Origin of the sequence: Pseudomonas iridis, from assembly GCF_017980685.1 — a bacterium.
GTDB classification, from domain to species: Bacteria; Pseudomonadota; Gammaproteobacteria; order Pseudomonadales; family Pseudomonadaceae; genus Aquipseudomonas; species Aquipseudomonas iridis.
Window position 1 is genome coordinate 69,495 of the sequence record NZ_JACXXO010000017.1, and the last position, 21,441, is coordinate 90,935.

General features: G+C 58.7%; 25 protein-coding genes and 1 pseudogene. 14 read left to right on the forward strand and 12 right to left on the reverse strand.

Features of this window, described 5'->3' with window-relative positions; translation table 11 throughout:
- Window positions 1-147 precede the first annotated feature (147 nt).
- From IEQ42_RS22470 to IEQ42_RS22490, 5 genes are all read left to right on the forward strand, one after another.
- The gene (locus IEQ42_RS22470) at window positions 148-495 is read left to right on the forward strand and encodes a metalloregulator ArsR/SmtB family transcription factor (RefSeq protein ID WP_210705285.1); all 348 of its coding nucleotides are present in this window, start codon (window positions 148-150) and stop codon (window positions 493-495) included.
- A 26-nt stretch (window positions 496-521) separates the two neighbouring features.
- Entirely contained in the window at window positions 522-992 is a 471-nt protein-coding gene (locus IEQ42_RS22475) for an arsenate reductase ArsC (RefSeq protein WP_210705287.1), read from the forward strand.
- A 12-nt stretch (window positions 993-1,004) separates the two neighbouring features.
- Entirely contained in the window at window positions 1,005-1,703 is a 699-nt protein-coding gene (arsH, locus tag IEQ42_RS22480) for an arsenical resistance protein ArsH (protein ID WP_210623646.1), read from the forward strand.
- 88 nt (window positions 1,704-1,791) lie between these two features.
- Window positions 1,792-2,631, forward strand: coding sequence for an AraC family transcriptional regulator (locus IEQ42_RS22485; RefSeq protein ID WP_210705289.1), 840 nt, complete (start codon window positions 1,792-1,794; stop codon window positions 2,629-2,631).
- 68 nt (window positions 2,632-2,699) lie between these two features.
- Window positions 2,700-3,278, forward strand: a complete 579-nt coding sequence (locus IEQ42_RS22490) for a LysE family translocator (protein WP_210705291.1) — start codon at window positions 2,700-2,702, stop codon at window positions 3,276-3,278.
- 31 nt (window positions 3,279-3,309) lie between these two features.
- Here IEQ42_RS22490 and IEQ42_RS22495 read toward each other — a convergent pair whose 3' ends face one another.
- From IEQ42_RS22495 to IEQ42_RS22525, 7 genes and pseudogenes are all read right to left on the reverse strand, one after another.
- On the reverse strand, window positions 3,310-4,680 hold the full coding sequence (locus tag IEQ42_RS22495) for an ATP-binding protein (RefSeq protein WP_210705293.1): 1,371 nt from the start codon (window positions 4,678-4,680) through the stop codon (window positions 3,310-3,312).
- Window positions 4,677-5,338, reverse strand: a pseudogene (locus IEQ42_RS22500) (response regulator). Before IEQ42_RS22500 ends, IEQ42_RS22495 begins: the two are co-directional and overlap by 4 nt.
- An 11-nt stretch (window positions 5,339-5,349) precedes the next feature.
- On the reverse strand, window positions 5,350-5,994 hold the full coding sequence (locus tag IEQ42_RS22505) for a tetratricopeptide repeat protein (protein WP_210705294.1): 645 nt from the start codon (window positions 5,992-5,994) through the stop codon (window positions 5,350-5,352).
- Window positions 5,991-6,800: an SDR family oxidoreductase gene (locus tag IEQ42_RS22510; protein WP_210705296.1), complete on the reverse strand. Its 810-nt coding sequence runs from the start codon at window positions 6,798-6,800 to the stop codon at window positions 5,991-5,993. Before IEQ42_RS22510 ends, IEQ42_RS22505 begins: the two co-directional genes overlap by 4 nt.
- On the reverse strand, window positions 6,787-7,461 hold the full coding sequence (locus IEQ42_RS22515) for an iron-containing redox enzyme family protein (RefSeq protein WP_210705297.1): 675 nt from the start codon (window positions 7,459-7,461) through the stop codon (window positions 6,787-6,789). Before IEQ42_RS22515 ends, IEQ42_RS22510 begins: the two co-directional genes overlap by 14 nt.
- Window positions 7,458-8,939: an AMP-binding protein gene (locus tag IEQ42_RS22520; protein WP_210705298.1), complete on the reverse strand. Its 1,482-nt coding sequence runs from the start codon at window positions 8,937-8,939 to the stop codon at window positions 7,458-7,460. The genes IEQ42_RS22515 and IEQ42_RS22520 overlap by 4 nt, the downstream gene beginning before the upstream one ends.
- Window positions 8,929-9,606 (reverse strand): thermostable hemolysin, encoded by a 678-nt coding sequence (locus tag IEQ42_RS22525; RefSeq protein WP_210705299.1) that lies wholly within the window; start codon window positions 9,604-9,606, stop codon window positions 8,929-8,931. Before IEQ42_RS22525 ends, IEQ42_RS22520 begins: the two co-directional genes overlap by 11 nt.
- 209 nt (window positions 9,607-9,815) lie before the next feature.
- On the opposite strand from IEQ42_RS22525, the gene IEQ42_RS22530 reads away from it, so the two are divergent.
- The 7 genes from IEQ42_RS22530 to IEQ42_RS22560 all read left to right on the forward strand — a co-directional run bounded on the left by IEQ42_RS22530 (window position 9,816) and on the right by IEQ42_RS22560 (window position 15,753).
- Window positions 9,816-10,370 carry a cytochrome b gene (locus IEQ42_RS22530; RefSeq protein WP_210705300.1) on the forward strand — a complete coding sequence of 185 codons (555 nt, stop codon included), beginning with the start codon at window positions 9,816-9,818 and terminating at the stop codon, window positions 10,368-10,370.
- A 228-nt stretch (window positions 10,371-10,598) separates the two neighbouring features.
- Window positions 10,599-10,814: a DUF4287 domain-containing protein gene (locus tag IEQ42_RS22535; protein WP_210705301.1), complete on the forward strand. Its 216-nt coding sequence runs from the start codon at window positions 10,599-10,601 to the stop codon at window positions 10,812-10,814.
- A gap of 880 nt (window positions 10,815-11,694) precedes the next feature.
- Window positions 11,695-12,057, forward strand: a complete 363-nt coding sequence (locus tag IEQ42_RS22540) for a DUF6124 family protein (protein ID WP_042559596.1) — start codon at window positions 11,695-11,697, stop codon at window positions 12,055-12,057.
- A gap of 138 nt (window positions 12,058-12,195) precedes the next feature.
- Entirely contained in the window at window positions 12,196-13,737 is a 1,542-nt protein-coding gene (locus IEQ42_RS22545) for a DUF2235 domain-containing protein (protein WP_210705302.1), read from the forward strand.
- Window positions 13,737-14,396, forward strand: a complete 660-nt coding sequence (locus IEQ42_RS22550; RefSeq protein WP_210705303.1) for a DUF2931 family protein — start codon at window positions 13,737-13,739, stop codon at window positions 14,394-14,396. Before IEQ42_RS22545 ends, IEQ42_RS22550 begins: the two co-directional genes overlap by 1 nt.
- A gap of 32 nt (window positions 14,397-14,428) precedes the next feature.
- Window positions 14,429-15,085, forward strand: coding sequence for a DUF2931 family protein (locus tag IEQ42_RS22555; protein WP_210705305.1), 657 nt, complete (start codon window positions 14,429-14,431; stop codon window positions 15,083-15,085).
- A gap of 11 nt (window positions 15,086-15,096) precedes the next feature.
- Window positions 15,097-15,753 carry a DUF2931 family protein gene (locus IEQ42_RS22560; RefSeq protein ID WP_210705307.1) on the forward strand — a complete coding sequence of 219 codons (657 nt, stop codon included), beginning with the start codon at window positions 15,097-15,099 and terminating at the stop codon, window positions 15,751-15,753.
- Between the two features lie 166 nt (window positions 15,754-15,919).
- On the opposite strand, the gene IEQ42_RS22565 is transcribed toward IEQ42_RS22560, so the two are convergent.
- The 5 genes from IEQ42_RS22565 to IEQ42_RS22585 all read right to left on the reverse strand — a co-directional run bounded on the left by IEQ42_RS22565 (window position 15,920) and on the right by IEQ42_RS22585 (window position 19,670).
- Window positions 15,920-16,657 (reverse strand): NUDIX hydrolase, encoded by a 738-nt coding sequence (locus IEQ42_RS22565; RefSeq protein ID WP_210705310.1) that lies wholly within the window; start codon window positions 16,655-16,657, stop codon window positions 15,920-15,922.
- A gap of 3 nt (window positions 16,658-16,660) precedes the next feature.
- The gene (locus IEQ42_RS22570) at window positions 16,661-17,152 is read right to left on the reverse strand and encodes an NUDIX hydrolase (protein WP_210705349.1); all 492 of its coding nucleotides are present in this window, start codon (window positions 17,150-17,152) and stop codon (window positions 16,661-16,663) included.
- Between the two features lie 174 nt (window positions 17,153-17,326).
- The gene (locus tag IEQ42_RS22575; protein ID WP_210705312.1) at window positions 17,327-17,806 is read right to left on the reverse strand and encodes a YbaK/prolyl-tRNA synthetase associated domain-containing protein; all 480 of its coding nucleotides are present in this window, start codon (window positions 17,804-17,806) and stop codon (window positions 17,327-17,329) included.
- 16 nt (window positions 17,807-17,822) lie between these two features.
- Window positions 17,823-18,581, reverse strand: a complete 759-nt coding sequence (locus IEQ42_RS22580; protein WP_210705313.1) for a sulfite exporter TauE/SafE family protein — start codon at window positions 18,579-18,581, stop codon at window positions 17,823-17,825.
- 3 nt (window positions 18,582-18,584) lie between these two features.
- Complete coding sequence (locus IEQ42_RS22585; RefSeq protein WP_210705314.1) at window positions 18,585-19,670, reverse strand: TauD/TfdA family dioxygenase; 1,086 nt, start codon at window positions 19,668-19,670, stop codon at window positions 18,585-18,587.
- 109 nt (window positions 19,671-19,779) lie between these two features.
- On the opposite strand from IEQ42_RS22585, the gene IEQ42_RS22590 reads away from it, so the two are divergent.
- Entirely contained in the window at window positions 19,780-20,700 is a 921-nt protein-coding gene (locus IEQ42_RS22590; RefSeq protein WP_210705315.1) for a LysR family transcriptional regulator, read from the forward strand.
- Between the two features lie 247 nt (window positions 20,701-20,947).
- Complete coding sequence (locus IEQ42_RS22595; protein WP_210705316.1) at window positions 20,948-21,433, forward strand: P-loop nucleotide/nucleoside kinase family protein; 486 nt, start codon at window positions 20,948-20,950, stop codon at window positions 21,431-21,433.
- The last annotated feature ends 8 nt before the right edge of the window (window positions 21,434-21,441 follow it).

The following is a 21,441-nucleotide window of genomic DNA, read 5'->3' on the forward strand; positions in this document are numbered from 1 at the left end:
ACGCTAATGCTTAATGATCCACCGCTTTCGCGAGCAGGCTCGCTCCCACAGGATTAGTGTCCGGGAATGATTGGAGTGTAGATTCCAGGGTTGATTAATATATGGATATCCGTATATTCGGATTTCCATATGTACGAAGCCTGTCCCATGATCACGCCCACCGATGTCTTCAAAAGCCTGGCTGACGAGACCCGCGTCCGCGCCACCCTGTTGATTGCCGATCAGGGTGAGTTGTGTGTTTGCGAGCTGATGTGCGCCCTCGACGACAGTCAGCCAAAGATCAGCCGTCACCTGGCGCAATTGCGCAGCAACGGTCTGCTGCTCGATCGCCGCCAAGGCCAATGGGTCTATTACCGCCTCAATCCGCATCTGCCGGATTGGGTTCGCGAAATCCTGCAAGTGACGTGCAAAGCCAATGCCGACTGGCTCAAGGACAACGCCTCGCGTTTGCAGAAGATGGATGGACGTCCTGTCCGCGAAGCGGCGTGCTGCTAACTCATTAATATCTGCTGGAGCAACCCATGCGAATCCTGTTCATGTGCACGGCCAACAGCTGTCGCAGCATCCTCTCAGAAGCAATGTTCAACCACGTGGCGCCGTCGGGATTCGAGGCGCTGAGTTCCGGAAGTTTCCCCAAAGGCCAGGTCTTGCCGCGCAGTCTCTTGACCTTGCAGCAGGCCGGCATAGCCACCGATGGCTTGTACAGCAAGGGTAACGACGCCTTCGAAAGCAACCCGCCGGACATCGTCATCACCGTCTGCGACAAGGCTGCCGGTGAAACCTGCCCGGTGTACTTCGGCCCGGCGCTGAAGGCCCATTGGGGGCTGGAAGATCCGTCCGAAGTCACGGGCGACGAAGCGGCGATCGATGCTGCTTTCCGCGCCACGCTGGCGCACATCGAGCAACGCTGCAAAGCCTTCCTCGAACTGCCCTTCAACCGCCTCAGCCGCGACGAACTCAAACTCGAACTCGACCGAATCGGTACGCTTTAAGGAGGCATGACAATGTCAGACCACTTGCCCAATCTTGATCCAACCCTGTTCGAAGGCTTGCCAGCCTCCGCCTCGGGCGAGCACAAACCACGCATCCTGTTGCTCTACGGATCGACCCGCGAGCGCTCGTTCAGTCGCTTGCTGGTAGAGGAGGCCGCGCGCCTGCTCGAGCACTTTGGCGCCGAGACGCGCATCTTCAATCCGTCCGGTTTGCCACTGCCCGACGACGTCCCGGTCGACCATCCGAAAGTGCAGGAACTGCGCGAACTGGTGCTGTGGTCAGAAGGCCAGGTCTGGTGCTCGCCGGAACGCCATGGCGCGATGTCGGCGGTGTTCAAGGCGCAGATCGACTGGGTGCCGCTGGAGCTTGGCGCGGTTCGCCCGACTCAGGGCAAAACCCTGGCAGTGATGCAGGTGTGCGGCGGTTCGCAGTCGTTCAACGTCGTCAATCAACTGCGCGTGTTGGGTCGCTGGATGCGCATGTTCACCATCCCAAACCAATCCTCGGTGCCGAAGGCCTGGATGGAGTTCGACGAAGCGGGGCGGATGAAACCGTCGCCGTATTACGACCGGGTCGTCGATGTGATGGAAGAACTGGTGAAGTTCACGGTGCTGCTGCGCGACCGCCAGGACTTTCTGGTTGATCGCTACTCCGAACGCAAGGAAAGCGCCGAGCAACTGATGGCGCGGGTCAATCAACGTTCGATTTGAAGGTAACCAGACGAACGTTGCACAAACCTTCTAGCCGCACGCAGCCGATTGTGGATTACTGCGTGCAGCCCATCACTGTACTCGAGCCATGAGCAACTGGATCAACCTCAGCCACGACCGCGAAACCGGCATTGAAACACTGCACGCGCATTTTGCCGGGCATGCGCACGCGTACGATCCGCACTGGCACGAAACCTACCTGATCGGCTTCACCGAGCAAGGCGTGCAGCGCTTCAACAGCCGCAGGGCGCGACATGACAGCACGCCGGGCAAGGTTTTCATGCTTGAACCGGGCGACATTCATGACGGCGATGCGCCGAGTCCTGAGGGTTTCACCTATCGCATGCTGTACCTGCAACCTTCGTGGCTGGAACAGGCGCTGGACGGTTTGCACTTGGGCGGTTACGGCAGCGGTTTGCCGGGCATTGGCAGTGTATTGAATGACGACCCGGAACTGGCTCGCGCAACGTTGTTTGCGTTCAATGCGCTGCACCAGCAAGACGTGCAAATGGTCCGTGACGTGGCGCTGGACACTTTGCTGGAACGTTTGGCTGCGCATTTGTACAAGCGCCCGCAGGTATCCGCCGCCAACCGGGCACCGCTGGTCGCCAGACAGGCCCGGGATTACCTCATGGCCTATCACGAACAAGACATCAGCCTGCACACCCTCGCGCAAGTCTGCGGCACTGACCGCTTTCGCCTTACCCGGGCGTTCAAAGCCGCTTATGGTTTGGCACCGCACGCCTGGCTGATCCAGCTGCGCCTCAGCCGTGGCCGCCAGATGCTCGCCGCCGGCGTGCAACCGGTGGACGTCGCCAGCAGACTTGGCTTCTCTGACCAAAGCCACCTCGGCCGCTGGTTTGTACGCGCCTACGGCATCACCCCCGGCGCCTATCAACAGCGCGCCACAGGCATCATCCGCCGCTGAACAAACGTTCAAGACGGCCGCTTACCCCAACCGCCACAGTACGCCCTGACTTCCTAAAGGGCCGTGCCATGCTTGCGTTCATCCTCTTCGCCTTCGTCGCCTCCATCACCCCGGGCCCGACCAACCTGATCGTCCTCAGCACCAGTGCCCGACGCGGCTGGCGGCCGTGTCTGCCGATTATCCTCGGCGCCGGTTTGGGCGCAGCCTCACTGGTTTGGGTGGCGGGCGCCGGCGCCAGCACGCTGATGCTGCCCGGTGTGCGCCCGATCATCAGCGGCCTCGGGTTGTGCTGGATGCTGTGGCTGGCGTGGCAGATATTCAGTGCGCCGGTCACGGCCATCGACCCTTCGGCCGCTGGAGAGAAAGTCGAGATGGGCCTGATTGGCGCGGCGTTGTTGCAGTGGGTGAACCCCAAGTCGTGGTTCATGGCGATTGCCGTGATCAGTGTGTTCACCGCTCAAGGGCAAGGGCTGAATGCGCTGTGTCTGGTGTTCTTTCTGGTGTCACTGCCGTGCCTTGCGGTGTGGGCGTTGTTGGGGCGGGGCGCTGCGCGATGGCTGAGTAATCCGGCGCAGTTGCGCTGGTTGAACCGGATTCTGGCCGTGCTGCTGGTGATCTCGTCAGCCACTGCGATCTTGCACACCTGACGCTCAGGATAAGCGTGCCGGGCCTGGCCAATCATTGTTCATGCGGCACCGACAACGTCGCGCGCAGGCCACCCTCAGCTCGATTGACCAATGTAATCCGTCCACCCAAACGCGTTGCAATGGTGTTGACGATGGTCAGCCCCAATCCCGCCCCCTGAGGATTGCCACGGCTGTAGAAACGTTCGAACAATCGCTCTCGATCCGCTTCATCGATTCCCGGCCCCTGATCGTCGACGCTCAAATGACAGAAGCCGTCGGCTCGGGTCAGGGTCACGGTGATGATGCCGTGCTCGGGGGAGAAGTTGGCGGCGTTGGTGATCAGGTTGTTCAGGGCGATATCGATGGCAGTAGCGCTGGCCATGACGTGGAACGGTTCGGCGCTGTCCTCGAAGGTCAGTTCCAGCTGTTTGCTCAGCAGCCACGGTGTCAGTTGCACCAGGCTGTTACGCACGGTTTCGCTCAGGTCGATGCGTTGCAGCGGCGGCGGGTCGGATTTCGGTTCGAGGCGTGCCATGGTCAGCAACTGGTTGACCAGACGGCTGGTACGGTCGACGCCGGAGATCAGAAATTCCAGGGATTCGCGGCGTTCCTGCTCGGTGCCGGCCTCCAGCAGGTTTTGTGCATGCACGCGCAGCACCGCCAGCGGGGTGCGCATTTCGTGGGCGGCATCAGCGATGAAGCGGCGTTCGCGGCCGAGCACTTCCTGGATCTGCGCGAGCATGCGGTTAAGGGCTGCTTGCATCGGCTCCAGCTCGCTGGGTAGCGGCGTGAGTTGCAATGGCTCCAGCGAACCACTGTGGCGGGCGCGCAGGGTGGCGGCCATGTTCGCCAGTGGCTTGAGGCCCCAGCCGATGGCGAGCCAGATCATCGCCGCCAGAATCAGGCTGCCGAGCATGTTCGGCCACAGGGTGTGCCGCACGATGCGGTCGACCAGATCGGCGCGCACATCATCGCGCTCGCCAACCCAGATGCGCAGGCCGTTCTGTTTGTCTTCCAGCATGAACGCCCGCCATTGCCGGCCTTTCAAATCCACTACGTCGCTGAAGCCCGGTCGGGTCGGTGGTGCGGTAAAGGAGGGCGCGCTGGCGGTGTGTACCAGCACTTCATTTTTGGGGTTCCATACCTGAAAGGCGATCTTGCTTTCGTAAGGATGGCCATCGACCCGTGGCTTGGCTTCGCCCAGGGCCTGATTGAACGCTTGATACAACTGCGCGTGTTCGGTACTCGCCATCGGCATGCGCATCACGCCTTGCAACAGACGCGCGTTCTGCGCCAGTTGAGCATCGTAGACTTCAGCGATTTCGTGGTTGCTGTCATGCACATTGAACGTGCTGAGCACTGCCAGGCCGGCCAGCAGCAGGCCGATGATCAGCGTCAGCGTGCGGCGCCGGATTGAAGTCATCGACGCTCCTCCACCAGATAACCCACGCCACGGATGGTGCGGATCAGGTCGGTGGAGAACTTCTCGCGCAGGTGATGGATGTGCACTTCCAGAGTGTTGCTTTCGGCTTCCTCGTTCCAGCCGTAGAGCAACTGGATCAGTTGGTCGCGGGTCATTACCCGACCCGGCGGTGAGAGCAATTCGTGCAGCAACTGATATTCCTTGGGGTCAGCGCCACAGGTTGGCCCTGATAACTGACCTGCTGGGTGCCGGGGTTGAGGCTGATGCCGGCGTGCTCGATCAGCGCCTGACCGCGCCCGGCACTGCGCCGCAACAGAGCGCGCAAACGCGCCTTGAGTTCAGCCAGATCGAACGGCTTGACCAGATAATCGTCGGCCCCGGCATCCAGCCCGGCGATGCGGTCTTCGGTGGCATCGCGGGCCGTAAGAATCAGCACCGGCAGATTCGAACCGCTGTCGCGCAAACGGCGCAGCACTTCGATGCCGTCCATGCGCGGCAGACCGAGATCGAGTACTGCCAGGTCGAAGGTTTCACTGAGCAGTGCATGCAACGCGCTGCTGCCGTCCTTGAGCCAGTCGACGGTGTAACCCTCACGCCCCAGCGCCTGATGAATGCCTTCACCGAGCGCGACGTCATCCTCAATCAGTAATAAACGCACGCGCACTCCTGTCAGTCGAGTTTCTTGTTGACGTCCACCAGCAGGGCGGCGATCTCTTTGCGGCGCCCGGCGTCGGCGATTTCCCGGCCTGGGCGCGGTGCGGCTTGCAGGGCTTTTTGCAGCGCTACCTTGGCTTCAGCGTAGCGTTTTTCACGGTAGAGGTGATCACCCCAGAAGTACAGGCTGTCGATGCCGTTCGGGTTCAGTTGCAACGCCTGCTTGAGCAATTGCTCGGCCTTGTCGCTGTCACCAAAACCGATCGGCCAGCCCGGCACTCGGTCGTACAGCGCGGCGAGGCTGGTGTAGGCCGAGCCATTCAAGGCTTTGGGATCGAGGGTCAGGGATTTTTCCAGGTCAGCCTTGGCGTCCTTGGCTTTGCCCAAGGCGCCGAGCCCACCCTCGGCACCGGCCCAACTGCTGGTGACGATGCCCTTCCAGATCCACGCTTCGGCCGCGGCGGGGCGTTGCGTGGTAAAGGCAGTCGCCTCGGTTGAGAGCTGTTCGAAGGCGGCGGCGCGCTGTTTTTCCGCGACTTCATATTGGATGTGCGCCCAGCTCTGCTGGATCCCGGCGAGGCGCTGTTGATCGGTGGCGTCCAGTGCCCAGACGGATTGGCTGAGGGCAGCGAGCAGCAGGCAAGCGAAGACTTTTTTCATGGTTTGAGGATCTCGTTGTCGGTTTTTTCGCTGAAGCGTCGGATCAGCGGCAACTGCTTGCGCAGGCCACGATCCACCAGATGCGGCAATAAATTGTTCAGGCGGACGAAGAACCGCTCCGGCCAGCCCAGATACACATCGCGGCGATCGCCGGCGATGGCGTGGATCACCGCCGACGCCACGGTTTGCGGGTCATCGACGTTGGCCTTGAGTGCATCGTTCAAGGCTTGCGCGGCCGAGCTGTTCATCGACGTGCGGGTGGCGCGCGGCGCGACGTAAAGAACGCTGACCCGCGTGTCAGCCAGCTCCCGGCGCAGCGCTTCGGAGAAACCGCGCAAGGCAAACTTGCTCGCGCAGTAACTGGCGTAACCGGCATAGCCGATCGAGCCATAGGTGGAGCCAACATTGACCACCATGGCGCTGTCCGCCTGCTTGAGCAGCGGTAACAGCAGTTTCGTCAGGCAGATCGGCGCACTGACATTCACCGCCAGCATGGCGTTGATGTCGCTGTCGTCCAGCTGTTCGAGCATGGCGAAGTGGTTGATCCCGGCCGCATTGATCAACAGGTTGATGCCGCCGATGCCCTCGGCGGCGGCCAGCACTTTGCGCCGGTCGCTGAGGAAGGTCAGGTCGGCGCCGACCCAGTACAGATTTTGCGGATACCGCTCAAGCAACGGCAGCAGGGCTTCCTGATGCCGGGCCACGGCCAGCACCCGCGCACCGGCGGCGCACAAGGCACTGGCGATGGCCATGCCGATACCGCCACTGGCACCGGTCAGGACAACACGCGCTTCATGCAGCTGCATGTTGAGCCTGCACTTCACGCGGCAATCCACGGAACATATCGGTGTACAGGCGATACACGACTTTCGAGGCGTGGATCACGGCGGCCTGGTCTTGCGGGTCCTCGAGCTGGTTCATCAAGCGGCGATAGGTCTGCATGTGCTCGATGTCCAGCGAACCGTGGGAACTGAGGTAGCTGAACGCCGTTTCCGGCAACGCCAGCCGCTCGCGAATGCTGCCCGCCGTGTGGGTGGCCAGGGCAATGCTGGTGCCTTCAAGCACATTGACCATGCCGAACAGCCCCACCGGATTGCCCCGGGCGATAAGGTCGTACAGAAAGCTGACCATCAACTCGATCGACAGCGACGGCTGACCATCGCGCACCGCATCTCGGTCACCGCCACATGCGGCAATATCGTTGAGCACCCACTGTTCGTGGCCGTATTCTTCTTCGATGTACTCGCACACGGCTTTGCGCAGCCACTCAAGGCGTGTCGGCAAACGCGCGCCGCAAGCCATCATTAACGGCACCGTGTGGCGCACGTGGTAATAGGCCTGGGCGAGAAATTCCCGATAGCTCTCAAGGCTGACCTTGCCTTGCAGCGCATCAACGATGATCGGCAGGTTGAACAGCTCGTGGCGTTCCCGTTGTGTGGCTTCTTGCAGGGTGTCGAAAAAACTCATGATGCGGATGCCTCGCAGATAACGGATTCGGTTAATTGGGTGTGGTAATGCGCGACGATGGCTTCGCGGCGCGGGCGGCCATTGGCGGTGAGCAGGCCATTGGCGGCGGTAAAGGGTTGCGCTAGACGTGTCCAGCGATGTACCTGGGCGTAATCGGGCAAGGCTTCGTTGGCTTCGGCGACGGCCGCAGCCAGATCAGCGTCGCTGCAATCGGCGCGATGCGGCCAGAGCAGGGCGTGGTTGTGCGGCATCGCTTCGCCGTAGACGAAGGCCTGGGCGATATGGCGGCGCTGGGTCAGCTCCGACTCGACCCATTCCGGGTTGACGTTGCGCCCGAAACTGGTAACGAACTGATGCTTCTTACGCCCCTTGAGAAAGAGGAAACCTTCCGGGTCGAACTCACCCAGATCGCCGCTCGGCCACCATTCTTCGGCGTACGGCGCATCCCCCAGGTAACCCAGCAGCGGCGAACCCTTGATCAACACTTCGCCGTCCTCGGCCAGCCGCACTTCGACATGCGGCAGGGGTTTGCCGACGCTGCCTGGGCGCCGGGCACCGGGACGGTTGAGGCACACCACCGACGCACATTCGGACAAGCCATAACCTTCATAAACCGGCAGGCCGACACGTTGCGCACGGTGCAGCAGATCCTCGGAAACCCGCGCGCCGCCGACGGCGGCAAAACGCAGTTTTTGTGGATCGAAGGCTTTTTGCTCGGCGGCGCTGACCAGCATCAGCAACAGTTGCGGCACCAGAATCAGGCTCTCCGGCGCACGGCTGGCCAGATAGCCCAGCAGGCGTGGCACATCGACGCCGCTGGCGCCCTGGATGCCGAGGGTTTTCTGGCTCGGCAGACTCAACATCGCACCGGCATACAGCGCCGCATAACACCCGAGGTTTTCCAGCAGGATCGCCAGTGGTAACAGCGCCAGATGATGCGCCGGACCGGTCGGCTCGCTCGCCTGATCCAGCTCGCGTGCAACCCGCAGTAAGCTGTCGGCGCTCAGGCATACCCCTTTGGGCGTGCCGGTGGTACCGGAAGTGAAGGTCAGTTTGGCGGTGCCGGCGGGCATGCGGCTCGGTCCACTGAATGTGCGGCACCAGAACTCGCCGTTCTTCACATAACCGGCGCCGAGCAACTCGGCCTCCAGTTCTGGCTCGGCAATCACCCGTTCAGCTTGACTCAGCTCCAGACAATGGGCGCGTTGTGCCGGGCTGAAAAACGGCGGCAGCGTCACACAGGTCAGGCCTTCGAACAGCACCGCCAAATCCCAAAGCATCGCGTCGACGCCGTTATCCAGCACCAGTGCGACCACTTGCACGTGTTCATCGCGCAAACGCTCCTGGCGATACAGCACCTCGGCGTACAGGGTCGTGTAATCGATTTTCAGCGTATCGCCCCACAGCGCGACCGCGTTGTCATTGCGCCCGGCATGGCTGCGCAGGGTTTCCTGAAAGCGTTGCAGTTCAAGCGACATGGAAAGCTCCTTCAATCGAAGTCGGCAATCCCAGCCGGTTGAACAGTCCGATATTGCGCAAATGGATAAACCCGGCGCGGATATTGCCGACGTGAACCCAGGGTTTGCTCTCGTAATAACTGCCCCAATATTGACGCTCGTCACCCAGTCGCTCCGGGTCTGCGGCGCACAATGTCACTGGATTCAGGCCGAGACGATGGAAGCTGTTGACCAAGCCGATGTTGCCGGTGAACGTCACCCACTCCAGACCGCCCATGGCCAGTAAATAGGTGATGGCGATGATGCTCAGACGCGCACTGCCGGTGTCGCTGGCGGCAAGGTTGCCGACTTCGACGATGCCGTTGCGCGTCACCGGGCGATCCGCCGCCGCGCTGATCACCGGCTCGATCGGTTCATCCAGGTAGCGCTCGAGAAACAGCGGCTCCACATGGGCGCGACGGACACCGGCCACCGCGCACAGCTCACCCACGGCGTTGTGCATGCCGAACAGCTCGGGCATGAAATGGCGGATGTCAGCGCCGTGGGCTTTGCGAAAGCGCTGCTGAATAAACGTCTCGAATGCCGACCGTTGCCCGTCATCCGGCAAGGCATTGGTCAGCGTCATCTGCGGCGTTTCGGCTTGGCCGAAGTGCAGGGGCAGGGGGATGTTCCAGTCGAAATCGGGCATGGGCAGAACGCCTCCCTCAATAGGTTTGAGAGGAGTATCCAAGCCATTTCTTAACGAAGTCTGAAGGTGAAAAAAGGTTAACCTGTGAGCCGATCTTCAGACTGTCTTAAGACTGGCCGGGCAGGCTCACACCGTCGGTTCGCCCGGCCCAAGGAACGTGACCGTCGAGCGCATCGACCGTCACTCACGACAATCACGAGGCGCTATTTATGACCCGCGACAACGCCGTAAACCGTTATGGAAAACTTTCAATCATGATGCACTGGCTGATGCTGGCGCTGTTCGTCGGCGTCTACGCGTGCGTCGAAATCAAGGGCTACATGCCCAAGGGCAGCGAAGCGCGCGGCCTGCTGATGGGCTTTCACGGCCTGTTCGGCGCCAGCATCTTCGCCCTGGTATGGATCCGCCTGCTCGGTCGCCTGACCCCGCGCCCACCGATCACCCCCAAACCCCCTGCGTGGCAAACCGGCCTCGCGCACCTCACGCACCTGGCCCTCTACGGCCTGATGATCGCCACCCCGATCCTCGCCTGGCTGATGCTCGCCGCCGGCGACAAACCGTTCCCGTACTTCGGCTTCCACGTACCGGCCCCGGTCGCCATCGACCCGGACTTTGCCAAACGCCTGAAGTACTGGCATGAACTGATCGGCAGCACCGGCTACTGGCTGATCGGCCTTCATGCGTTGGCGGGGTTGTTTCACCATTACTGGGTGCGCGATAACACGCTGGTGCGCATGCTGCCGGGGCGCACAGGTTCACGCTGATCACCTTCCACCCCAATCCCTGTGGGAGCGGGCTTGCCCGCGATGGGGCCGTAGCAGCCGACATTATCAGTGGCTGACACACCGCCATCGCGAGCAACCTCATGCCACGGGTTTTGCGCTGTCGGGTAGCGCAAGGCAGTTGCCGGATCCGCACTTCGCGTCCACGCTTAGGCCTTGCCGACAAGGAGCGTCCGCCGACCCTCCGTCGCGACCCACGGAGCGTTTAGCATGAACGAAGACAACAAAGTAAAAGGCCCGGCGTCGTACTTCCCCTCCATCGAGAAAAAGTACGGCCAACCCATCGACCACTGGCTGAACCTGCTCGCCAGCGTCACCGACAAAAAACACATGGAACTGGTGGCGTGGCTCAAGGAAGAACACGGCATGGGCCACGGGCATGCCAATGCGTTGGTTGCGTATCATCTGGCCAGCGGCAAAAAGTGAGGGCAGGGCAGTGATGAACTACCAAAAATCCAAAACCAGCCGAACCCCCTGTGGGAGCTGGCTTGCCAGCGATGGCGCCGGCCCAGCCACCACCTGAATCCAGACCAGCCCCAAAACCTGTGGGAGCGAGCCTGCTCGCGAAGACGCCAGCCCAATCACCAAAAATCCAAAACCAGCCGAAACCCCTTTGGGAGCTGGCTTGCCAGCGATGGCGCCGGCCCAGCCACCACCTGAATCCAGACCAGCCACAAAACCTGTGGGAGCGAGCCTGCTCGCGAAGACGCCAGCCCAATCACCAAAAATCCAAAACCAGCCGAAACCCCTGTGGGAGCTGGCTTGCCAGCGATGGCGCCAGCCCAGCCACCACCTGAATCCCAGACCAGCCACAATCCTGTGGGAGCGAGCCTGCTCGCGAAGACGCCAGCCCAATCACCGAAAATCCCAAACTAGCCGAAACCCCTGTGGGAGCTGGCTTGCCAGCGATGGCGCCAGCCCAGCCACCATCTGAATCCCAGACCAAAATAAACAGACAATCCCGATGCTGTTTAAACGAAGCCTCCAGTAACGACCCAAGCCCTACAACGTCTTGCGCCATCGCCTACGACTACGCCAGAATCCGCCGGCTTGTGCGCCTGGAACTCCCCCCGTAACTTGATTCCCGTCACTGCTCATCAGTGATCGGGTCTGCAAGCCCGCCGAAACCAGTCGCATAGCCCTGCCAAGGGACACTCACTTGTGTCCACTCAATGGCGGCTTTGTGCGGGAGACCCTCGGGTCTGCCGGGTGCCTGGTTTCCCGGTCTTGCAGACCCGCGCATAGCTGCCACCCATCATCTGCAAGTGATGTTGGTAGCTCCTATTGAAAAATCAGGAGTTTCACCATGTTCAAACCAACACCCAATCCGCCAGAAACCGACCCCACATCCCCCTACGAATCCCCCGATTCCAGGAAATTTCACGAAGCCGCCGAACGCGCCCTCGACCACTACCTCAAGCCTGCCGACCAAATCATGGCCAGCACCAACGAACCTGACCGCATGTACTTCGCCAACCCGAAGTACGACACCGAATCCCTGCTAGCCAACGCCAGCGAAACCCTCGGCTCGGCCAGCGAAATGCTCAACAACTTCGCCGCCATGCTGGACATCTCCCACCGCAAAACTGCGCTAGGAATCGCGCAGGTCGTAATGCTCGGCGAACTGGCCGTAAACCAAGCGCTGGACAACGTCGTAATCACGAAATAGCCCTCCGCCAAGACGAGGGGAAACCCTCGTCACATCACACTGTCTCAACCGCGCTGGCACACGGCCACGCCTTGCGCCCCCAGGCCTCGGCTGTCACCCTTCGGGCCGTTCTCAAGGATCAGAGCAAGGAATCAAGGATTGAGCGGCTACGTCCCCAACCCCCCGAAAAATTATCGCTACGAAGAAGCCAAACCCGTCGATATCCACGCCCAGCGTTGGGCTGAATACGAAAAACACGGGAAAGAACCCGCACCCGAGCCTGAGAAAATCGGCATTGCGCTGCGGATTGGTGTGTTCTTTGATGGCACTGGAAATAATGCGAACAACACGGCAGCTGGGTTGCTGTGTGGTGCGCAGCATCCGATTGCGCCGAAGGATATTCCTGCGAGCTGTCAGCCTTATATGGGGGACCCTGATAGTAGCTACGCCAACGACACCAGTAACGTATACAAGCTAAGTGAGCTGTACTTTGCACCTCAAAAAAGCGAAGGAGGCAGTTCGCAGAAGCAAGCCTTCCGCATGATCTATGTCGAGGGAATCGGTACGGAATCAGGCAAGCAGGACAGTACGCTTGGTGCAGGCACCGGCCGAGGAGAAACCGGCGTTGCCGGGCGAGTTCAGCATTCGTTTACAGAAATCAAACTGCGTATCAAGGATGTGTTGGACAACCATCCCAATAGTGAAATCACCTCTCTGACGTTTGACACATTTGGTTTTAGCCGAGGTGCCGCTGCAGCTCGACACTTTGCCAATGAAGTCGTACGAGGAAAGCAAGGTCCGCTGGGGGATGTTTTGCGAAGTCACACCACAGCCTTCAGCCGAACGTTCATTGACCAATACCATGGCAGCATCAACATGGGCTTTATTGGCCTGTTCGACACTGTCCCGTCGATTGCTGGTTGGTCAAATGTGGGCGATATCAAAAGCCCCATCGCTACGGGCATCAAGTTGTATCTTGATCGTCGTTTTTTCACAGATGTCATTCAACTCTCTGCTCGCGACGAATACCGGGCCAACTTTGCTTTGAGTCGAGTTAAGGCCGATCACTTGGAAATCACTCTTCCGGGCGTTCATTCTGACATTGGCGGTGGTTACCAGGACGAGGTTCAAGAGTGCGTGCTCATCAGCCCAATGCAGACGCTTGAGGTCTCGCAGTTCACCGATATTTCCACCACGTCGATCTACCGTGATGCTGTAGTTGTGAAAAGTCAGTGGGTCGCCAAAGGTTGGCCAGATGAAATGTTGGAGATCGTCACCCCCGATGCGCTTTTCCTGCCAACAGATCACCAAGATCGGCTCGGCCCACGTAAAAAACGAGTCTACGCCGCAGTGCAGCTCAAACGTCCTGTGAGTGGCATGCTCTCCAGGGTATATCTACGAGTGATGCACCAATTGGCAAAAGAGAAGGGTGTTCGGTTCAATGACATTCCAGATACGCCTGAATTGGCAGTTCCGTCAGAGCTTCAGGAGTTGTGTGATCGATTTCTTGCAGGTAACTACGTCACGTCATTACAAGAAGACCAGATGCTGAAACTGAAGTACATTCACATGTCCGCAAACTGGAATCATCCTCTTGGCCGTAGAGATGGCAGCGGTGTTCGCGCCGTTTACATCAATGCTCCAACGGCGGATTCGATTCGCGTCCAACACCCTCACGTAGCTGATTGGAAGCTCTGGTAATGAAATTACTTCTCGTCTTGCTATGCGCGCTATTCATCACAAGTTGCCAGTCTGCTGATCCACTTTCAGCAAAAAACGATCCGAAATCTGGATGGTGGGAGTTGGCCTTTATTGAGCCGGACTACATGAAAGTCTGGGTAGAAAATAGTTCTGTTCAAGACATTACTGGCAAGATTTTTCTCAAAACTGGCGGCGGAACCGCAGCAGGGGGAGAGCCTGAAGACGGCACCGACTCTGCCCGGGGGTGGACGGGTGGAGTAGGTGGTAGCGGAAGGAAAGTAATAGGTGCAGATTTACCTGCTCGTATCTGGGTTCGCTGGCAATCAATCGTTGAACGAAAAACTTGGCAGGCATGGGTAGATATTCCAGAGCAGGCCAGGCAACTGATGGTGTCATCCGTTAATCAACGTTGCCCGCAGACGCCTGAACAGGAAGCAAGGTATATGGCCTCGGTGTATCTGGGACTGGCCCCCGGTGGTGTCGTGCAGGTTTGGGTTCGAGACTCATGTAATCACCCGGTCAAAGTCGCACGCGCTCAAGCCGAGATCGAGCCATTGGGACCAAGCCAAGGCAAAAATCAAGGGCGATACGCGTATCCGGTTAGTGAAAAGTCCAAACGCTATATTGAGAAATTCGGCATTCCATACGGAAGTTGGTAGTCGTGACACGTACCTGAATGGACGCTTTAGTGATGAAAGCAGTGATTGCTCTGCTGGGTGGTTTGCTGGTGTCGGGCTGCCAAATCGGAGGCCCAGAAACCGGTGCAAATGACCCTAAATCACCTTGGTGGCAACTAGGGTTCGTTGAGCCTAGTTACATGAAAATCTGGGTGGAAGACAGCTCAGTCCTGGACATCAAGAACATGATGTTTTTCAACGTTGGCGGAAAATCTGCCTCCGGAGGCGAACCAGATGACGGGACAGAGTCTGCCCGAGGTTGGGGAGCCGTTGGCGGTTCTGGTGTTCCAGTTACCGGCGCTGATCTACCAAGAATGATCTTCGTCCGTTGGCAGTCCATATCAGAGCAAAAAACCTATCAAGGCTTTATCGAGATTCCAGAAGATGCGAGGCAACTGATGGTGAAGTCAACACACCAGCGCTGCCCGGAGACTCCAGAAAGAACCGCCCGATACATGGCAACGCTGTTAGTGGGTCTAGCCCCGGGCGGTGTGCTTCAAGCTTGGGTCAGAGACTCGTGCCACCGCCCAATAAAAGTTGCCCACGCCCAAGGCGAGATCGAACCACTCGGGCCGGAGCAGGGGAAGCACGGTGGACGTTATGCCTATCCAGTGAGTGAAAAGGCTAAGCGCTATATCGAGAAGTTCGGCATCCCTTACGGCAGTTGGTGAGTGGCAACCCAATGAAGCTACCCCTCGGGCTGCTATGCATATTGTTTCTGGCAGGTTGCCAATCCGCAGATCCGCGATCAGGCAAAACCGATCCCAAATCTGAGTCGTGGGAGTTGGCGTTTACTGAGCCCTATTACATGAAGATGTGGGTTGAGGACAGCGCCGTCGAAGACATAAACGGCAAACTGTTCAAGCGTACAGGAGGAGGTACGGCTGCCGGCGGGGAACCAGAAAACGGTAAAGAATCCGCGCGAGGTTGGCACGCTGTAGGAGCTGCAGCAAAAGCTGTGATTGGCGCAGATTTGCCTAAGCGCATTTACGTGCGCTGGCAATCCATTGTAGAGCCGCAGACCTATCAGGTTTGGGTGGATGTGCCCGAAGAAGCGAGACAACTGATGACGGCTTCCGTTAATCAGCGATGCCCTGAGACTCCAGAGGAACAGGCTAGCTATAGCTCGTCTATTTACTTGGGCCTGGCACCCGGTGGCGTCGTGCAGGTTTTTGTTCGGGATTCATGCCATCGTCCAATCAAAGTGGCAAAGGCCCAAGCTGAGATCGAACCGTTAGGCCCTGGTCAGGGCAAGAACCAAGGGCGTTACGCATACCCGGTTAGTGAACAGTCCAAGCGCTATATCGAGAAATACGGCATCCCGTACGGAAGTTGGTAATCGGTGGACCAATGAAGCTAAGCATCACGCTGCCATGCACATTGTTCTTGGCCGGATGCCAATCCTCAGATCCACTATCAGGCAAAACCGATCCCAAATCCGAGTCTTGGGAGTTGGCGTTTACCGAGCCCTATTACATGAAGGTGGAGGCGGCTATTTCGATTAATCAGCAAGCCGCCGTGAAAATCTCTTGTTTTTTGTGGAGCCCGATGTTGGCGGAATACTCGGTGCACACGAGCCCTTGGCTGAACGCTACGTCGCTGACCAGCTGCCGGTTGGACAGGCTGTTGCCAGAGTCTGCCAGGTAGGCTTGCAGCGCTACCCATTTAGCTTCTTCGATCTCGGCGGTGTCCAGTATGTTGATACGCTGCGTCAAGGCCGTCATTCGGCAGATAAAGTGAATGTTCGATTTGCCAAATTGGTAGGGGTGTTTGGTGGTAAATGCCACGATGGATTCGCACTTCGATTCGATCCCAGTCTCCTCCAGCACCTCGCGCTCGATCGAATCCTGAATTCGCTCGGCGGCGTCTACATGACCCCCCGGTAGCTTGAACCCGGTGGTACCTCGCTCCCTTATGACGAGGAGTTCCCCAGCGTCGTTAATGACGATGGCGCCCGCCCCTATGGTATGGGTGGGTATGAATGGGACGAATGCCTGCTCGAATGGGCGGCGCACGAGGGTCAGTTGATCGGTCAGACAGCTATGGAAGGAAAAACCGGCAGCGGTGAAGACCGGGATGCCTTGAGCATTGCTGATCGGCAGTGTGACCCAGGCCAGAGCCAGGCGCTCGTGCTCGATGAGGGCGACTAACGCGTCGACGGCGCCACACAATGCTTGCGGGTCGTCCGGCAGCGAAGCAGCGTCGACAATGATGCCGTTGAATCTGTCCCGTTTGAATTCCACGGTTCACCTTTGGATTGGTCGATCTGCCGAGATTGTATTGAGGAGGGCGTTGCTTTGCGAATGCTCGTGAGCCAACACATACCCTTTCGCGGTCAACTTGGCAGTCAGGAACCGTAATGCTCGACGGAAGACCGGATGGCAGTCGGCAAAAGGTAAATTATCGAATGGAGCCCAAAAAAAGCTGAAGCTATGGCCATGGTCATCGAGCGTAAGATGGTTCCATTGCTGCGGCAAATATTCCTGCGTGAAACACAGTTGGAATGACCATATCTGGTCGAGATGCTCTGCATCCCAGCAGCCGATATCGCTGACCAGCGAGGCAGCCCCTATGCCGGATTCTTCGCTCAATTCACGCAGCGCGGTCTGAGCTGGAGTTTCACCTGGCTCAATTGTCCCTTTTACCAGTTGTACACCTGCTGTTGGATGGCGGAACAGAAGGATATGGGTGGCAGGAAAACTGGAGAGGATGACGGGACAGGCCTTGTTCGGTGACATGGCGATTTCCTTATCGGCAACGATGCTCACATTTTTCGGCCTCATCTTCTGCGTGAGTGGGCCAGATATTCTGATGTTGGCTAATGGCGATGGCTGCCACCCAGCAGACTGATCTATTTTCAAGATCCGTTTTTTAATAAATATGAAAATAAATCCGTCCCTGAAAACATCTGCTCAAGTCTGGCTGATATCCAGCAATCGAGGCATGGCAATCGCCAGATAATCCTTCGTGTCGAGCACCATCGACGCATCCAGCCGCCCCGCGTTGAAGGCTATTTCAGCGTAGCGTGTGGTCAAGGCCGGATCGACGATCAATTGAATCCGCTCATCGAAGACAAAAGGAGGGATGGCGCCGATCCGGCACCCGGTCAGCTCCATGGCGGTTTCGGCCTTCACCAGCTCGGCTTTTTTCCCGCCCAGGGCCGCTCCGACTTTCTTCATGTCCAGCTTCTGGTCGCCCGGCAGTATCACCAGTGCATAGGGCTCGGCCTGACCCTTGAGGGAGCAAAGCATGGCCTTCGCGCCTTGGCCGGGCTCGGTGCCGCGGATTTCGGCGACGCGCGACGACTGGCCCTCGGCATCGTGCATCAACACTCGGTAGGAGGCTGAGCGGGCATCGAGTAGTGCCACGAGGCGATCGAACATGGGGTGCATGTAGTTTTCCTCTGGTTTACAGGATCAGGTCGTAGGACAGTTTGCTGATCAGAATCACCAGCAACACCAGGAACAGAGCCCGGACAAAGGGCACGCCTTTATGAACCGCCAGCCAGGTGCCGGTGAGCGCGCCCAGGATGTTGAATGCCGCCATGGGGATTGCGATCAGGTAGAGCACGTTACCCGTCGGAATGAAGAACATCAGTGCCGCTACGTTGGTCGCGATATTCACTAGCTTGGCCGATGCCGAGGCATGGAGAAAGTCGAAGGCGAAGCAGCGGATGAACAGGAAGATCAGGAAGCTGCCAGTGCCGGGACCGAACAGACCGTCGTAGAAACCGATGGCGCCGCCGATGAGGATCGCCAGCAGTTTTTCCTTGGTACCGATGTGCATGGGTTTGTGCAGGGCGCCGAAGTCTTTTTTCCAGAAGGTGTAGATCGCCATCAGTACGATCAACACCAGCACCGCCGGCCGGATCATCGACTGGGGTACGAACGACACCGTGGCGGCTCCGAAGAAGGCCATGACAAAAGCCGCACAGGCGGCGGGGATCACAAGACCCCAGTCGATCACCACCTTGCGCACGAAGGACCGGGCCGCGAATGCGGTGCCGCAGGCGGCCGCGACCTTATTGGTACCCAGCAGCGCCGCTGGTTGAGCGGTGGGCAGCACGTTGAACAGCGCGGGAATCTGGATCAGTCCGCCGCCGCCCACCGCCGCATCGATCAGGCCGGCGGCGAAGGCGAACACGCAAAGGATGACAATATCGACCATGAATCAGGCTCTGACTATATAGGGTTGATGAGGGTCCAGCGGCATCACGCGTGCCGGATCATTGACCCCGAACACGCGCAACATCCAGCGATCACGGCCGTCGTAGCGGGGTGTAAAACCATCCCGGGCATGCAGGGTTTGCTGGTTCTTGAAGATCAGCATGTCGCCTGGTTGCAGCAGTATGTGGTGCACGACATCGGCATGATTGGCCGCGGCGGCGAACAGTTGGAGGGCGAACTGCGCATTGGCGCAGGTCGTTTCGACACTCGCTTTGTTGTAGCGGCAATACAGGCCATCGGTTGCGCTTCTGTACAGCAAGGGTACGTTTTCCAGCACATTCCCCTGTTTGCCGAAGGAGGCCGGTCGGCGAACGGTGAATTTCGGTCGTGACAATTCTTCTTCGACCCAGGTCGGCAGAATGGCCAGCACCTCGTCAATGGCGACGATGCGCGTCGGCACGTCGAGCTCGCAGCGCAGGCCGGTCAGGGACAGGTACTCCGGACAGGCCGACAACTGCGAGACCGGTTCGCAGGTCAAAGGCAGGTGAGGGTTGTCGACATGCATGTCCAGATCCGCGCGCGAGCCATAGGAGCTCTTTTCGGTCTCTCGCTTGTGCTTGGGCGATACGTGACGGAACACGGTGTCGCTGCTTTCACCCTCGTACGCCAGCGGACGGGTTTGCAGCGTTTGCAGCACAGATAAAATAGCCCCGGCCAGCGTCGACAAGTTCTCGATGCCCGGCTCCAGGTCATAGGGCGTGGCGGGCAGGTGCGGGTCCAACGGCAGCCCCCTGACGATCATTGCCACTTCAGGGGACTGTGGGAAATTGCGTAGCTGCTGGATTTTCTCGGTGCACAGGACACTTTCCAGCAACTGCCCCAGGACCGGCATGTGGCGGATACCCGAGGTGCTATCGGTCACGTCCAGCGATGCCAGACCGGCCTGAAGTGTGCGTTGTTCTTCGAGCGACAGATGAATTTGCGGTATCTCCCGTCGGATAGAAGTCACTGATTGTTTTTCCAGCCATTCATGAATGACTTCATCAACACAAGCTGCGGCTTTCCCGATTTCTTTATCCAGCTTCGACACGTCCGTGCGCTCCTGTTTGCCCAATCCTTGTGGGTTGAGCGGGAAGGTTAACGGAAGGGACTTTTTTGTGTTGCAATGCCGCGTTGTGAAAAATGCAATGAGGTGGAGAGTGGCATTGAATATGTTGGGGGAACTTGAAGCCTTCGCGACGGTGGCTCGCAAGCGCAGCTTCGTCGCCGCAGCACGGACTCTGGGGCGCTCTCCCAGCGCACTGACCCGCGCCGTTCAAGCCCTGGAGGAAAGTGTGGGGCTCAAGTTGTTCAATCGCTCGTCCAATGCCGTGAGCTTGACCGAAGCGGGTGAATACTTATTGCCCCACGCGTACAAAATGCTCGATCTGCAACGTGAGGTGGATGAAGACCTGGCCGGTCTCAGCGGCCTGGCCTCCGGCTGGATCCGTTTTTCCGCCCCCGAGGTTCTCGGAAACGGGGTATTGCCCCGGTTGATCGCGCAATACTGCGAGCGTTATCCAGACGTAAACATCGATGTGATTTTCACCGATGAGATCATCGATCCGGCCAAGAGCAAGCTGGACTTCTCGATTCGCGGCGCGTTTCCACAATCCAGCGAATTGATCGGCTTTGCGCTCTGGAGTTACTCACGTTATCTGTATGCCAGCCCCGATTACCTGGAGCGCAACGGCATGCCCGACTCCATCGAGGCGCTGGAGTCGCATTCGCTGATCCTGCATACGGCGCCACGGATTCTCAAGGAGTGGAATTTTCGCAGTGAGGAGCAGGCCATCAGCTTTCGGGTTCACCCCAAATTTCGTTTCAGCTCCGGTCTGGCGGTATTCCAGGCAGCCCTGGCAGGCGTCGGAATCGCCCGCTTGGCGGATTGGATGGCCGAGCCCGAAGTGGAAGCGGGGCGCCTGTGCCGGGTTTGTCCTGAGTACAAACTCACCTCCAGCAGCGGCGAGAGCCCACAGATGCACGCGGTGTATCCAGCCGGAAATTTGCCACTGCGGGTGAAGGCATTGATGGAGATGATCCGTGGCTTGGGTGAAAGCCTCGAATGTAAACGCGGGTGAGCACTGATATGAGGTTAGGGGGCGTTTAGCTCTGTCCGCTCACTATCGAGAGCACGCTGGGTTTTGATGTTTACCGGACGACGTCATGAGTGCTTGGCCGATTGTGGCCTGTTACGAATGGCTGTAATCGGCCAATACCGGACGTTCATGACGACCGCTTCCGCCCCAAAGCTGACAGTGGACGATCTGCGGTTGCTTCGACGCTTTTCAATGAGCATCATCAGTACTCGACAAGGAGACGTCCCCCATGACTCAACCAATGCTTCATTTAATGTCAGGCAAGATTGCATCCGGCAAATCGACGCTGGCCAAGTCCTTGGCATCTGAACGGTCGGCTATTTTGATGAGTGAGGATAATTGGCTCTCAAGGCTTTATCCTGACCAGATCCATTCTGTGGCCGATTACGTGCGGCTTGCACGTCAGATTCGGGCGCTGGTGGGCCCGCTTGTCACCGATGTGCTGAAGGCAGGCGTGACTGTGATTTTGGATTTCCCGGCCAACACTCCAGAGGATCGGCAATGGTTATGCGGTCTGGCTGACGCAGCCGAAATTCCCCACTGTTTCCACTACATCGAAGTGGATGATGAGATCTGTCGGGGGCGGCTACATCAGCGCAATGGCCGCGCAGAGCATGAGTTTGCAGCAAGCGACGCTGAGTTCGATTTGATCACGAGCTACTTTCGTGCTCCGGATGCAGATGAGGGAATCCAGATTAAAATTCACCGCTTCTGAAGGGCAGT

Excerpts from the sequence above, each read along its gene's own strand:
- IEQ42_RS22470 (WP_210705285.1), top strand. The coding sequence starts at position 148 with ATGATCACGCCCACCGATGTCTTCAAAAGCCTGGCTGACGAGACCCGC.
- IEQ42_RS22475 (WP_210705287.1), top strand. The coding sequence starts at position 522 with ATGCGAATCCTGTTCATGTGCACGGCCAACAGCTGTCGCAGCATCCTC.
- arsH (WP_210623646.1), top strand. The coding sequence starts at position 1,005 with ATGTCAGACCACTTGCCCAATCTTGATCCAACCCTGTTCGAAGGCTTG.
- IEQ42_RS22485 (WP_210705289.1), top strand. The coding sequence starts at position 1,792 with ATGAGCAACTGGATCAACCTCAGCCACGACCGCGAAACCGGCATTGAA.
- IEQ42_RS22490 (WP_210705291.1), top strand. The coding sequence starts at position 2,700 with ATGCTTGCGTTCATCCTCTTCGCCTTCGTCGCCTCCATCACCCCGGGC.
- IEQ42_RS22495 (WP_210705293.1), bottom strand. The coding sequence starts at position 4,680 with ATGACTTCAATCCGGCGCCGCACGCTGACGCTGATCATCGGCCTGCTG.
- IEQ42_RS22505 (WP_210705294.1), bottom strand. The coding sequence starts at position 5,994 with ATGAAAAAAGTCTTCGCTTGCCTGCTGCTCGCTGCCCTCAGCCAATCC.
- IEQ42_RS22510 (WP_210705296.1), bottom strand. The coding sequence starts at position 6,800 with ATGCAGCTGCATGAAGCGCGTGTTGTCCTGACCGGTGCCAGTGGCGGT.
- IEQ42_RS22515 (WP_210705297.1), bottom strand. The coding sequence starts at position 7,461 with ATGAGTTTTTTCGACACCCTGCAAGAAGCCACACAACGGGAACGCCAC.
- IEQ42_RS22520 (WP_210705298.1), bottom strand. The coding sequence starts at position 8,939 with ATGTCGCTTGAACTGCAACGCTTTCAGGAAACCCTGCGCAGCCATGCC.
- IEQ42_RS22525 (WP_210705299.1), bottom strand. The coding sequence starts at position 9,606 with ATGCCCGATTTCGACTGGAACATCCCCCTGCCCCTGCACTTCGGCCAA.
- IEQ42_RS22530 (WP_210705300.1), top strand. The coding sequence starts at position 9,816 with ATGACCCGCGACAACGCCGTAAACCGTTATGGAAAACTTTCAATCATG.
- IEQ42_RS22535 (WP_210705301.1), top strand. The coding sequence starts at position 10,599 with ATGAACGAAGACAACAAAGTAAAAGGCCCGGCGTCGTACTTCCCCTCC.
- IEQ42_RS22540 (WP_042559596.1), top strand. The coding sequence starts at position 11,695 with ATGTTCAAACCAACACCCAATCCGCCAGAAACCGACCCCACATCCCCC.
- IEQ42_RS22550 (WP_210705303.1), top strand. The coding sequence starts at position 13,737 with ATGAAATTACTTCTCGTCTTGCTATGCGCGCTATTCATCACAAGTTGC.
- IEQ42_RS22555 (WP_210705305.1), top strand. The coding sequence starts at position 14,429 with ATGAAAGCAGTGATTGCTCTGCTGGGTGGTTTGCTGGTGTCGGGCTGC.
- IEQ42_RS22560 (WP_210705307.1), top strand. The coding sequence starts at position 15,097 with ATGAAGCTACCCCTCGGGCTGCTATGCATATTGTTTCTGGCAGGTTGC.
- IEQ42_RS22570 (WP_210705349.1), bottom strand. The coding sequence starts at position 17,152 with ATGTCACCGAACAAGGCCTGTCCCGTCATCCTCTCCAGTTTTCCTGCC.
- IEQ42_RS22575 (WP_210705312.1), bottom strand. The coding sequence starts at position 17,806 with ATGCACCCCATGTTCGATCGCCTCGTGGCACTACTCGATGCCCGCTCA.
- IEQ42_RS22580 (WP_210705313.1), bottom strand. The coding sequence starts at position 18,581 with ATGGTCGATATTGTCATCCTTTGCGTGTTCGCCTTCGCCGCCGGCCTG.
- IEQ42_RS22595 (WP_210705316.1), top strand. The coding sequence starts at position 20,948 with ATGACTCAACCAATGCTTCATTTAATGTCAGGCAAGATTGCATCCGGC.